The organism is Pseudomonas beijingensis, assembly GCF_030687295.1.
GTDB classification, from domain to species: domain Bacteria; phylum Pseudomonadota; class Gammaproteobacteria; order Pseudomonadales; family Pseudomonadaceae; genus Aquipseudomonas; species Aquipseudomonas beijingensis.
Genome location: NZ_CP117425.1, coordinates 1601329 through 1614254, shown reverse-complemented (window position 1 = coordinate 1614254; position 12926 = coordinate 1601329). Strand labels below are relative to the sequence as shown.

General features: G+C 62.4%; 6 protein-coding genes and 3 pseudogenes. 5 read left to right on the top strand and 4 right to left on the bottom strand.

The window, feature by feature from the left end; all coding sequences use genetic code 11:
- Nucleotide 1: 1 nt before the first annotated feature.
- Nucleotides 2-853, bottom strand: a complete 852-nt coding sequence (gene motA, locus PSH84_RS07390) for a flagellar motor stator protein MotA (RefSeq protein ID WP_122567317.1) — start codon at nucleotides 851-853, stop codon at nucleotides 2-4.
- A 166-nt stretch (nucleotides 854-1019) separates the two neighbouring features.
- Between motA and PSH84_RS07385 the strand changes: the two genes are divergently transcribed.
- From PSH84_RS07385 to PSH84_RS07370, 4 genes are all read left to right on the top strand, one after another.
- Entirely contained in the window at nucleotides 1020-2558 is a 1539-nt protein-coding gene (locus PSH84_RS07385; protein WP_305482474.1) for an HDOD domain-containing protein, read from the top strand.
- A 42-nt stretch (nucleotides 2559-2600) separates the two neighbouring features.
- On the top strand, nucleotides 2601-3416 hold the full coding sequence (locus PSH84_RS07380) for a rhodanese-like domain-containing protein (protein WP_305482473.1): 816 nt from the start codon (nucleotides 2601-2603) through the stop codon (nucleotides 3414-3416).
- Nucleotides 3417-3435: 19 nt separating this feature from the next.
- Complete coding sequence (asd, locus tag PSH84_RS07375) at nucleotides 3436-4296, top strand: archaetidylserine decarboxylase (RefSeq protein ID WP_122567320.1); 861 nt, start codon at nucleotides 3436-3438, stop codon at nucleotides 4294-4296.
- 221 nt (nucleotides 4297-4517) lie between these two features.
- A complete protein-coding gene (locus PSH84_RS07370; RefSeq protein ID WP_305469456.1) occupies nucleotides 4518-6278 on the top strand; it encodes a cyclic-di-GMP receptor FimW-related protein in 1761 nt (586 codons plus the stop codon).
- Between the two features lie 207 nt (nucleotides 6279-6485).
- Here the strand turns inward: PSH84_RS07370 and serB are convergent.
- Nucleotides 6486-7701: pseudogene (gene serB / locus PSH84_RS07365) on the bottom strand (phosphoserine phosphatase SerB).
- A gap of 133 nt (nucleotides 7702-7834) precedes the next feature.
- On the opposite strand from serB, the gene PSH84_RS07360 reads away from it, so the two are divergent.
- Nucleotides 7835-9349, top strand: coding sequence for an AhpA/YtjB family protein (locus PSH84_RS07360; RefSeq protein WP_305482471.1), 1515 nt, complete (start codon nucleotides 7835-7837; stop codon nucleotides 9347-9349).
- Between the two features lie 424 nt (nucleotides 9350-9773).
- On the opposite strand, the pseudogene PSH84_RS07355 reads toward PSH84_RS07360, so the two are convergent.
- Both PSH84_RS07355 and parC read right to left on the bottom strand, forming a co-directional pair.
- Nucleotides 9774-10479 (bottom strand): annotated as a pseudogene (locus PSH84_RS07355) (PqiC family protein).
- Nucleotides 10480-10659: 180 nt separating this feature from the next.
- Nucleotides 10660-12924 (bottom strand): annotated as a pseudogene (parC, locus tag PSH84_RS07350) (DNA topoisomerase IV subunit A).
- Between the last annotated feature and the right edge of the window lie 2 nt (nucleotides 12925-12926).

The following is a 12926-nucleotide window of genomic DNA, read 5'->3' as shown; positions in this document are numbered from 1 at the left end:
CTTAACGACCGCGAACCGCTTGTTCCAACTCGGCGAAGCTTGGACGGTGCGCCGGGTACAGGACCTTGCGACCGAACTCCACCGCCAGCGATGGCGGCATGCCCGACGCCGAAGCCACCAGGGACGCCTTGATGGCTTCGTAGACGTTGAGTTCTTCCTTGGCATCATGGGCCAGGGAATGGGCCAGCGGACCGAAGAAACCGTACGCGGCCAAAATACCGAAGAAGGTACCCACCAGTGCCGCACCGACGTGCAGGCCGATGGATTTCTGGTCGCCATCGCCCAGGGAGGCCATGGTCACCACGATCCCCAATACTGCCGCGACGATACCGAAGCCAGGCATGCCGTCGGCGATGCCGTTGACCGCGTGGGACGGGTGCTCCAGGTCTTCCTTGAGGCTGTACAGCTCCATGTCGAACAGGCCTTCGAGCTCATGGGGCGCCATGTTGCCGGACGACATGATGCGCAGGTAATCACAGATGAACGCCGTCATGCGTTCATCCTTCAGCACCGAGGGATACTTGGCGAAAATCGGGCTGGCGGCGGCGTCTTCGATATCGCCCTCGATCGCCATCATGCCTTCGCGGCGACTCTTGTTGAGGATCTCGTAGATCAGCCCCAGCACCTCGAGGTAGAAGGTGTGGCTGAAGCGCGAACTGAACATGCTCAGGGATTTCTTGAGCACGTGCATCGTCATATAGCCAGGGTTGGCCTGCAAAAATGCACCGAGGGCCGCGCCACCGATGATCAGTACCTCGAAGGGCTGGATCAGGGCGGCAATCTTGCCATGGGAGAGCACGTATCCGCCGAGTACGCTCGCGAACACGACAATGATGCCGATAATTTTAGCCATAGATAGAAAGTACTTATTTAAGTCGGGTTCAAGGTCATATTCGGAAGCTGAAAAATCTCTTCTACTACTTATCGGCAAAACTGCGCCAGACTATAGGCTGTTCTGGCGAAAAGCCAATTTGCCCCGTTCCGGGCGTAGAGAATTCATACGATGATCACGTCCAGCCATGACTAACGAAACCAAGGTTCCAACGCCCCGACCGACCACCCTCGACGGCTGGGTAAAACTGCTCAACGGCGTGCATCTGCCGGTACCCCAGGCCAGCCACGACTTGGTCTGCAAGGCCCTCGCCGACAGCCGCCGCTCGTTGCGCGACATCGCCGACCTGATGCAAGACAGTCCCGCCCTGGCCCTGAGCGTCATCCGCGAAGCCAACCATCACACCCATGGCAGCCTCGCTGAACCTGCGGAAAACCTCGAAGTGGCCATCAACCGCCTCGGCCTCAAGCGTACCGAGGATCTGCTCGCCCGCCTGCCGTCGTTGCCCGGGCCCGAAATCCCCCTCGCCTTGCGCCAACTGCAATTGATCAGCCAGCACGCCACGCAACAGGCCAATGGTTTTTTTGCCAGCCGCCTGGCACGGCTGTGGCAAGACATACACTGGGGCAGCCTGTTGTTCCTGTCGCCGCTCTGGCCCCTGGCCCTGACCCACCCGCGATTGCTTGGGGAATGGGAATTGCGGGTCGTCCATAAAGGCGAGCCCGCACACAAGGTAGAGCGCGAGCTGTTCGGCGTCAGCCTGATGGAAATCTGCCTGGCGCTGGTGGAGACCTGGCGCTTGCCCATCTGGGTGGCGCAAGGTTATCGCCTGCTGCTCAATGAACGCCGCGAGCTGGTGAAAGTCCTGCGCATCGCCCGGGACAGCGAACACCCGCTACGCCAGCAGAATCGCCTGGACGACGACCCGACCCTGCGCCGCTGGCTCAACCAGCCGGCCAACACCGTGTTGCTGGCCAACGGTCTGGCACTGGCCGCACAACAGGCCTGGGACAGCCCCGCTATCACCCGCTGGCAGTACCTCACCAGTTTGTATCTGCAGATGTCGATGGATGAGGTCCAGCAACAGCTGCACCAACAAGCGGTCAACAGTGCCCATCATCACGCCATGCCGGACCTCTGGCACCCGGCCGTAGCGCTGATCTGGCCTGCGGGCAGCCGCCGTATCCACCCCGGCTTGCTGCCCGCCGCTCCGCCCAGCGCCCAAGACCTGAGCCAGTGGCGCAAACAATGCTCCTCCATGCTGGTGGAGCCGAGCCCCTTCCGCAATGCCATGCACCTGACGACTTCGGCGCGGGACGTCCTGGTGGCCTGTGGCATGCGCCGGGTGATGATCCTGATGGCCGACCGCAGCCAGACCAGCGTACGCGTACACCAGACCGCCGGTTTGCCCAAGGAAGCCGCGGCCATGAGCTTTACCATCAGCCAGAGCAAAATACTGCAACGGTTGCTGGCCCAGCAGGCCCAGGTGCGCCTGAACCCGGACAACAACGCGCAGTTTTCGGCGCTGCTGCCGCCGGGCCTGCGCAGCCTGTTCCGCGGTGAACACCTGCTGTTGCGCTCACTGACCTGCAATGGCCGGGTGATCATGCTGGTGGCGGTGGACCAGGGCGGCGGGCCGTTCTCGGATATCACCGTGCAAGCCTTCGGCAAAACCGTGCAATGCATCGAAAGGGCCCTGCATACCTTTACCAACCGCGGCCGCTGAACTTGCTACAATCCTTTCCCTTTGCGCCCCTGGAGACCTCACATGCCTGACTTCTCTGGCTTGCCGCTGGTGATCGAACCGAGCGAACTGCTGCCGCGCCTCGACGCCCGCGAACTGATTCTGGTGGATCTGACCAGCGCCGCCCGCTACAGCACCGGGCATATCCCCGGCGCACGCTTCGTCGACCCCAAGCGCACCCAGCTCGGCCAGCCACCGGCGCCGGGCCTGCTGCCGGCCAAGGCCGACCTGGAAGCCCTGTTCGGCGAACTCGGGCACCACCCGGATGCGGTCTATGTGGTCTATGACGATGAAGGCGGCGGCTGGGCCGGGCGGTTTATCTGGCTGCTGGACGTGATCGGCCACTCGAACTACCACTACCTCGATGGTGGCTTGCTGTCGTGGCTGAACGAAGGCCTGCCGGTGTCCATCGACGTCCCTGCCCCCGTCGCCGACCCGGTCAGCCTGACGCTGCACGAAGCCCCCACCGCCACCCGCGAATACCTGCAAAGCCGTCTCGGTGCCGCCGACCTGGCCATCTGGGACGCTCGCGGCCCGCTGGAATACTCCGGCGAGAAAGTCGTCGCGGCCCGGGGCGGACACATTCCCGGCGCGGTCAATTTCGAATGGACGGCCGGCATGGACCCGGCGCGCAACCTGCGCATCCGTAAGGACATGGCGCAAATCCTTGAACAATTGGGCATCACGCCTGACAAAGAAATCATCACCCACTGCCAGACTCACCACCGCTCTGGCTTCACCTACCTGGTGGCCAAGGCGCTCGGTTATCCACGGGTCAAAGGCTATGCCGGTTCCTGGGGCGAATGGGGCAACCATCCCGACACGCCCATCGAGCTTTGAAGGTTCTTAAGGACAGTTAATGAAAAACCGTTTGTTCATCCTCACTCAATACCTGCTGCCCCACCACCTGTTGTCGCGGTTGGCCGGTTGCATTGCCGAATGCCGCGTGCGCTGGTTCAAGAACGCCTTCACCGCGTGGTTTGCCAAGCGCTACCAAGTGGACATGTCCCAGGCCTTGGTGGAAGACCTGACAGCGTATGAGCACTTCAACGCCTTCTTCACCCGCGCCCTGAAAGACGGCGCCCGCCCACTGGACGAGACCCCGGGCGCGATCCTCAGCCCCGCCGACGGTGCCGTCAGCCAGCTCGGCCCGATCGAGCACGGCCGGGTGTTCCAGGCCAAGGGCCACAGTTTCAGCGTGCTGGAGCTGCTGGGCGGTGACGCGGCCAACGCAGCGCCGTTCATGGGCGGCGATTTCGCCACCATCTACCTGTCCCCCAAGGACTACCACCGCGTGCACATGCCATTGGCCGGCACCCTGCGGGAGATGGTCTACATCCCCGGACGGATTTTCTCGGTCAACCAGACCACCGCTGAAAACGTTCCAGAACTGTTCGCCCGCAACGAGCGCGTGGCGTGCATTTTCGACACCGAGCGCGGGCCGATGGCCGTGGTGCTGGTGGGCGCGATGATCGTGGCCTCCATCGAAACCGTCTGGGCCGGGCTGGTGACGCCACCCAAGCGCGAGCTGAAAACCTTCCGTTACGACGAAGCCGCCCGTGCGCCGATCCACCTGGAAAAAGGCGCCGAACTGGGACGCTTCAAGCTGGGTTCGACCGCCGTCGTGCTGTTCGGGCCGGACCAGGTGAAATGGGCCGAAGGCCTGGTGGCCGGCTCGCCGGTGCAGATGGGCCAGGGCCTGGCATTGCCGAAAGCCTGAGCCTCACCAGCCCTTGAAGCAGGCCTGTAGAAGGCCTGAAGGCTGGAGCCTGTGGGAGCAAGGCTTGCCCGCGATGAACGATGAGGCGGTCTAAAAGAAACCGCTGCGCCTGTATCGCGAGCAAGCTTTGCTCCCACAGCACATTCAGGGCAACACGCCGGCCTGTCAGCTGCTAGAGTTGGAAACACCACGTTTATTTCCCGCCGGAGCCCGCACACGGCATGAATGAGACCAGCCCTCTCCAGCTACTGCGCGTCCTGACCCCGACACAATCACGCCTGTCGTTCTGCGAGGCTACGCCACGGGACCTCAAGCGCTGGATCGCCAACCTGCCCAAAGCCAACATCGGCGAAACGGCCCGCCTGTTGTACCAGGCCCTTGGCGAACTCAACCAACTGCTCACGCCCAGCGACAATCGCCTGCAACTGCTCGAACTGCTGCGGCCCGAGGTGTATTACGTTTGCAAACACCTGGAGCGGCACTTCCTGCAACAGGCCATCGTGCTGGATGATCGCTCGCGCAAGATCGTCAACCTGTGCCAGGCCCTGCAAACCCAACTGGCGATGGGCTACAAACAGATCGTGGCGCGTATCGCGTCGAAGTACACCAAGGACCGGGCCCGCCTGCTGAGCACTGCGCTGCAACGGGCGTTGCATGCCCTCAACGGCCCACTGCTGCGTGCCAGTCAACTGTACAGCCCAGTGCCCGAGGGGCTGTGGCTTGATTTGCATCAGTTGTACCGGATCGCCTGCCAGCACCGGCTGCAACACCTGAGCGTGAGTGACGAACTGGCCAGCCAGGTTCATCAATTGAACGCCGAGCAAACCTATGTCGTCGCCCTGCTGCTGGGCGCGTCACGCAGCAACCAGTTGCGCCAGAGCCAGATCGGACGGCTGACCGAAGTGCTCGAATCCTGGAGCCAGTGGGTCAAGCTGGACCCCGCCACCACCGCCACCAGCCTGTTCGCGGTTGCGCCGGAGCTGGATGTCGGGCCACGCTACCGCTCCAAGTTCCGCGCCGAACAGCAGCCTACCTTGCAGGGCTTTGACCCACAGCCACTGGTGCGTGCAATCGCCACTCACCTGGAACAACCTGCCGATAATACGTTGCCAGTCCCGGGGGGCATGAGCGCCGACACCTTGCATCACCTGCAAGCCGCCTGGGGCGAAGCGGCTGAACGCAGCTTCCAGCGCACCGAGGGCAACGGCACACTGACCCTGTGCGTGGGCATGAGTGCGCTGCACTACTACCTTGGCGGCGAGCGCTCGTTCAACGAGATCTTGAAAAGCCCCACCACCCGCAAAGCCCGCTTCGAAGCCTCGCCGAGCAAGACAAACGACACCTGGAAGCAAGCGTTCGATGCAGCCCCCGCCGGCGACAGCGACCTGTTGCCCTATGAAGAAATCGAGTACCCGGTCAACCCGGCCGATGACGATGGCACCAGCTCCGACAACCAGCATCACTTCCCCACCTACGACCTGCCGATCATCAACCACAGCCCAGGCGGCTATTGCCTCGGCTGGCCCAAGGAAGTACCGGAACAGTTGCAAGCCGGGGAAATGATCGGCATCCGCGACGCCAGCGATCAAGCCTGGAGCGTCGCCGTGGTGCGCTGGATCCGCCAAGTGCGCAACGGGGCCATGCAAATGGGCATCGAACTGGTCGCCCCCCATGCCCAGCCTTGCGGGCTGCAGTTGGTCCGGGATGAAAATGAACACGGTCACTATCTGCGCGGGCTGTTGCTTCCCGAGATCAGTGCCATTGACCTGCCCCCGACCATGATCGCCCCCCGCCTGCCCTTCCAGGAAGGCCAGCGGGTGTTGATCAATACCAACGGCCAGGAACGCCGCGCCGGCCTGGACCGTCGGGTGACCAGCACCCACAGTTTCAACCAGTTTTCCTATCACCCGGAAGAGTCAGCCGAGACTGGGGATGGCGGCGACCAAGAGGGGAATTTTGATTCGTTGTGGAAATCGCTTTAAGCAGCGCTATAGCCCCCCTGTGGCGAGGGGATTTATCCCCGCTGGGCTGCGCAGCAGCCCCAGAACCTGACGACTCGCTATGTCAGGCTGAGTGGGGGTGCATTGGAGGGCTGCTGCGCAGCCCAACGGGGATAAATCCCCTCGCCACAGATAAATCCCCTCGCCACGGATAAGTCCCTGGCCACAGGAAATGTCGCAAGCTCAGAGTTAGAGCTGCCCGTCACGATCCCTGAAGCCCAGCAGGTACAAACACCCCATCCAGCCCCAGGGTGGAAATCGCTTGCCGGGCCGACTGCTTGACCAGCGGTTTGGCGCGGAACGCCACGCCCAGGCCCGCGATCGCCAGCATCGGCAAGTCGTTGGCGCCGTCGCCCACGGCGATGGTCTGTTCCAGGCGCAGGCCTTCTTTTTCAGCCAGTTCACGCAGCAGGTCCGCCTTGCGCTGGGCATCGACGATCGGCTCGACGGCCACGCCGGTCACCTTGCCATCCACCACTTCCAATTCGTTGGCGAATACGTAGTCGATACCGAGTTTGGCCTGCAATTGCTTGGCGAAGTAGGTGAAGCCGCCGGACAGGATGGCGGTCTTGTAGCCCAGGCGCTTGAGCTCGGCGAACAGGGTCTCGGCGCCTTCGGTCAGGCGCAGGGAAGCGCCAATGGAATCCAGCACGCTGACGTCCAGCCCCTTGAGCAGCGCCAGGCGCTCCTTGAAGCTGGCACGGAAATCCAGCTCGCCGGCCATGGCGCGCTCGGTAATGGCCGAGACCTTGTCGCCCACGCCGGCCGCCTTGGCCAGTTCGTCGATGACTTCGGCTTCGATCAGCGTCGAGTCCATGTCGAACACCGCCAGACGGCGGTTGCGGCGGAACAGCGAATCTTCCTGGAAGGCGATGTCGACATTCAGTTCCTGGGCCACGCTGAGGAACTCGGCACGCAACGCCTGGGGATCGGCCGGTTCGCCGCGCACCGAAAATTCGATGCAACCCTTGCCCTTGTCGGCCGGGGTGTCCAGCGGCATACGCCCGGACAGGCGGTCGATGTGGTCGATGTTCAAGCCATATTGGGCGGTGATCGAGCTGACGCGCTGCAACTGCTCGGCGGTCACCTTGCGGGTCAGCAGGGTCACGATGTGGCGCTTCTTGCCCTGACCAGCCACCCAATGCCGGTAGTCGTCCTCGGACACCGGGGTGAAGCGCACCTGCTGGTCGAGCTTGTAGGCGGTAAACAGGATGTCCTTGAGCACGGATTTGCTTTGTTCGGCGTCCGGGATTTCAACCAGAATGCCGAACGACAGCGTGTCATGGATCACCGCCTGACCGATGTCGAGAATGTTCACACCACCCTGGGCCAGAACGCCGGTAATGGCCGCAGTCAGACCCGGACGGTCGCTGCCAGTGATGTTTATCAGGACGATTTCGCGCAAGGCGCACCCCCGCAGGTGGAAAAAAACCGCATTCTACCCACATTCAGTGACCATCGGGCACCGCCAGTGCTTTGCCGGTCATGGGGCTGTCGCTATACTGCGCGTCAATTTCACGGACAAAGAGCCGAGCTCAGTGAACCGGCCCACGCCAGTCAAAACCGACAACTTCTTCCTGCTGATCTTCCGTGCGCTGCGTCACCGTCGTGTGCCGATTGCATTGCGCATTGCCAGCCATAACGTAATCCTGGTCGCCCTGGCCTTGGTCATCTATGCCTGCGTGATGGGTTTGCAATTCAAGCAGGCCATGCACGAGCAGGCCGATGCCCTGGGTGAAAGCCTGACCACCCAGACCGCCACGTCCGCCACCGAGCTGCTGGTGTCCAACGACATCCTCAGCCTCAACGTGCTGCTCAACAACCTGACCAAGAACAAGCTGGTGGCCCACGCCGCCATCTACAGCGTGGACAACCGCATCCTCGCCGAGGCCGGGCAGCGTCCCAAGCCTGGCCTGCTGGGTGAGCCCGGCGGTATGTATCAGAGCAAGATCACCTTCCAGGATGTGACCGCCGGGCAACTGCGCATCAGCCTGGACATGGACCAGTTTCAGCAACCGATGACCATCAGCCTGCAAAGCATGGGCATCCTCAGCGCGATCCTGCTGGCGCTGGCACTGGCCTTGAGCCTGCGCCTGGGACGGCACATCTCCACCCCGCTGTTGCAACTGCGCGTCTGGCTGCGGGACATCGACGAACACACGCCGGCCACCCAGCGCCAGGACGAGATCGGCGACCTGGCCCGGCAACTGCACGCCAGCTTCGCGCCGGAACCTGAGCCTTTGCCGGAACCTGAAGAGATTGACTACGCGGACGACGAGGCCGAGCCAGGCTTCGAAGTGCGTAACCTGCGCGACCCGGGCTTTGATGAAAGCCAGCCGATGCCGGCCTCCAAACCGGCGCCACGCCACGTGGTTCGCACGGTAGAAGACGAGGAGGACGACGACGCCTTCGCCGACCTGCGTGACGAGTCGGTCGACGGGATACCTCGACCGGTCGCCAAGCCCGTGGTCTCGAACCTGCCCCAGCACAGCGCCGTACTGGCCGTGCAACTGGGTGCCCAGGATCAACTGCGGCGCCTGCCCCAGGCGCGCCTGAAGGAGTTGCTCGAGCGCTACCGCGATTGCCTCGACCAGGCCGCCTCGCTTTATCAGAGCGAACTGCACACCCTGAACGACGGCAGCACGCTGATGCTGTTCCACACCGAAGACAGCGGCGACGACTACCTGACCAACGCCATTTGCTGCGGTGAGTTGCTGCGCGCCTTGGGCCACCAGTTGCAGATCGAAGTTGCCGACAGCGGCATCACCCTGCAATTGCAATTGGGCCTGACCTTGGGCGATGGCTTGTTCGGCCTGAGCCAGATCGACCTGCTGCTGACCGAAACCGCCCAGGACGCCCTGGCGCTGTCGCAACACAGCCGCAATCTGCTGCTGGTGGAGCGCAAGATCAACGACGACGCCCTGATCCGCCAACGCGCGCGCATCCGCCCCATCGCCAGCCCCGAAGGCGCGTGCTGCGTGGAGCGCTTGATGGAGCCTTATCCATCGATGCTGGAGCGGCAGTTGGCGCGGATGCATGAGCGCCAGGCCTGAGTCCAGAGCCTGAAATAACGAAGCCCACCGATGAGTGATTGTCTGTGGGCTTTTTTGTTGCCCGGGCCGGCCTCATCGCGAGCAAGCTCGCTCCCACAAGGGATCCCTGCAAAGCCACAAATCCAGGACATCACCGCACCGGTGGCGAGGGAGCTTGCTCCCGCTGGGCTGCGCAGCAGCCCCAGAACCCTTCAAAACCACTGAACGCCGGACCTGGGGTGGGTGATTGTCTGCGGTTTTTTTTATTGTCTGTGCCGGCCTCATCGCGAGCAAGCTCGCTCCCACACGGGGTCTGCGGCTTGCAGATATCCACTGTGGGAGCGAGCTTGCTCGCGATGAGGCCGGCACAGACACTACAGAACCAACCGGCAGAAACAACAAAGCCCGCATCAACGCGGGCTTCGTTTTGCATCCAGTCCTGGCGTCAGAACCTGAACACTTCCATGTCCGTACGAATCGGCAAGGCCATGGGAATCTTGTCCTTTTCTTTCTCTACCGGTTTGGCCGGGGCAGGCGCGGACTTACGTGGCACTTCAGCGACAGGCGGCTGGTTGGCCAGGGGCTTGAGCGACACGGACAGCTGTTCGGCCAGGCGTTGCAGGAGCACACCCTGGGCCTGGACCTGCGCCGCGGTGGTGCCGGCATGTTGCTCTTGCAGATGAACGATGCGGTTCTCACGCACCTTGCCACGGCGGTCGATCAACCGCCATTGGGCATCGAGCACCGCCGGTTGGGCTTTACCCGAGTCCAGGCGGGTAATCGACAGCAGTACCTGCACATCCGGGGTGAAGCCCTGGGTTGCCGGTGCCAGCACCACGCGTTGGCTGTCCAGGTGTCCGGCGACCTGGCGCAGCAGCAACTGATCGATGTCAGAGGACAGGCTGCCGGCCCAACGGCCGTCAGTGGCGGCTTGCAAACTGCCGTCCGGTTGGCGTTGCAACAAGGTTTCACGCTGCAGGTAGTCAGCGATCAGAACCGGGCCGAGCAATACGGCCATGCCTGTGCTTTGCGCAGGCTGGGCCGGGGTTCCGCTGTCCAAGTTGGTACAGCGACACTGGCTGGTTCATGCTGCAGCCCGCCAGGCCAAGCAGGCCGGCGAGCCACAAAATAGGGAGGCGCAGAGCAGTCATCGTTCCGTCCAGGTGGCAGCCACAAGGCTTACCACAGTGAAAAAATACTCGGTCAATATGAAGAACGCTCGGCCACGCCGGCGCTTGAAAGGGCCTATCATCCGTGAATATGCGCGCCGACTCCAGCGCGAAAGCATCGATCCGCGGGCATTTAATCGCAGACCGAGCCGTCTAGTACGCCTAATTGAGGTTTTCGACGAGCAGCGCATCGACTCGCTGAAATCCCCTCGGAAGCTTGTTGCCCCGCCGACCGCGTTCACCCTTGTAATGCTCAAGATCGTCTGCCTTCAACGAAAGCGTACGCTTTCCTGCCTGTAGCACAAGCGTGGCGCCTTCCGGTAACACTGCAATATCCGTGACATATTCCTCACGGCTTGCCACCCGTTCGCCGGAAATACCGATGATCTTGTTGCCCTTGCCTTTACCCAGTTGTGGCAGGTCGCTGATCTTGAATACCAGCAACCGGCCTTCGGTGGTAACCGACGCCAGCCAGTTGCTCTCTCGATCGGCAACCGGGCGCGGCGCAATCACCTTGGCGTTGTTCGGCAGGCTCAACAACGCCTTGCCCGCCTTGTTCTTGGCTTGCAGATCCTCACCCTTGACCACGAACCCGTAACCCGCGTCCGATGCAATAACGTACAGCCCATCATCATCAGGCATCAGCACGCATTCAAAAGTTGCACCCGGTGGCGGAGTTAATCGTCCGGTCAGCGGTTCGCCCTGGCCGCGAGCCGATGGAAGGGTATGCGCCGGCACCGAATAACTGCGCCCGGTGGAGTCGACGAACACCGCAAACTGGTTGGAACGCCCGGCCGCCAAGGCCTTGAAGCCGTCCCCGGCCTTGTAGGAAAGCCCCGTCGCGTCAATATCATGACCCTTGGCCGAGCGCACCCAGCCTTTTTCTGACAGCACGACAGTCACTTTCTCGTTCGGCAGCAGATCATGTTCAGTGAGCGCTTTGGCTTCGGCGCGCTCGACGATCGGCGAACGACGGTCGTCGCCGTAGGTTTCGGCGTCCTTGAGCAGTTCGGTGCGCACCAGCTTCTTGAGTTTGGCCTCGCTACCCAGCAGGGCTTGCAGCTTTGGCCTGCTCCTTGAGCAACTCATCCTGCTCGGCGCGCAGCTTCATCTCTTCCAACCGCGCCAACTGCCGCAGGCGGGTGTCGAGGATGAGTCGGCCTGGATTTCGCTCAGGGCGAAACGCTCGATCAGGCTGGCCTTGGGGTGCTCCTCGGTGCGGATGATGTGGATCACTTCATCCAGGTTGAGGTAGGCAATCAGCAAGCCGTCCAACAGGTGCAGGCGGCGCTCGACCTTGTCCAGGCGGAATTGCAGGCGCCGGCGCACGGTCTTGACCCGGAACTCCAGCCACTCCACCAGCAAGGCCCGCAGGTTTTTCAGCTGCGGCTTGCCGTCCAAGCCGATGATGTTGATGTTGACCCGGTAGCTGGACTCCAGGTCGGTGCTGGCGAACAGGTGCTGCATCAGTGCGTCGTGGTCGACCCGACTGTTGACCGGGATGATCACGATGCGGCACGGGTTTTCGTGATCGGACTCGTCGCGCAGGTCGGCCACTTGCGGCGCTTTCGATGGTTTTGCCTGCATCATCGCGGCAATCTGTTCCAAAACCTTGGCCCCGGAGACCTGGTGCGGCAGCGCCGTGACAATGATGTCACCGTCTTCGATGTGGTACACGGCGCGCATGCGCACCGAACCGCGGCCGGTCTCGTAGATCTTCAGCAGGTCGGCGCGCGGGGTGATGATTTCGGCTTCGGTCGGATAGTCCGGGCCCTGGATGTGCTCGCAGAGTTGCTCCACCGTGGCTTTCGGCTCGTCCAGCAAGCGCACGCACGCCGTGGCCACTTCCCGCAGGTTGTGGGGCGGCACGTCGGTGGCCATGCCCACGGCAATGCCGGTGGTGCCATTGAGGAGGATATTCGGCAAACGTGCGGGTAAAACCAGGGGTTCGTCGAGGGTGCCGTCGAAGTTCGGCCCCCAGTCCGCGGTGCCCTGGCCCAGTTCGCTGAGCAGCACCTCGGAATAGCGCGACAGCCGCGCCTCGGTGTAACGCATGGCCGCGAAGGATTTGGGATCGTCCGGCGCACCCCAGTTACCCTGCCCGTCCACCAACGTGTAGCGATAGCTGAACGGCTGGGCCATCAGCACCATGGCTTCATAGCAGGCCGAGTCGCCATGGGGGTGGAACTTACCAAGCACGTCACCGACGGTACGCGCCGATTTCTTGTGTTTGGAATCCGCATCCAGCCCCAGCTCACTCATGGCATAGATGATCCGCCGCTGGACCGGCTTCAAACCGTCGCCGATGTGCGGCAAGGCGCGGTCCATGATCACGTACATGGAGTAATTGAGGTAGGCATTTTCGGTGAAGTCAGCCAGCGATCGGCGTTCTACGCCGTCTAAGCTGTCTGCAAGAATGTCGCTCATGC

Bases quoted from the DNA above. Each gene is read 5' to 3' on its own strand.
- PSH84_RS07370 (WP_305469456.1), top strand. From the start codon at position 4,518: ATGAATGAGACCAGCCCTCTCCAGCTACTGCGCGTCCTGACCCCGACA.
- PSH84_RS07385 (WP_305482474.1), top strand. From the start codon at position 1,020: ATGACTAACGAAACCAAGGTTCCAACGCCCCGACCGACCACCCTCGAC.
- asd (WP_122567320.1), top strand. From the start codon at position 3,436: ATGAAAAACCGTTTGTTCATCCTCACTCAATACCTGCTGCCCCACCAC.
- motA (WP_122567317.1), bottom strand. From the start codon at position 853: ATGGCTAAAATTATCGGCATCATTGTCGTGTTCGCGAGCGTACTCGGC.
- PSH84_RS07380 (WP_305482473.1), top strand. From the start codon at position 2,601: ATGCCTGACTTCTCTGGCTTGCCGCTGGTGATCGAACCGAGCGAACTG.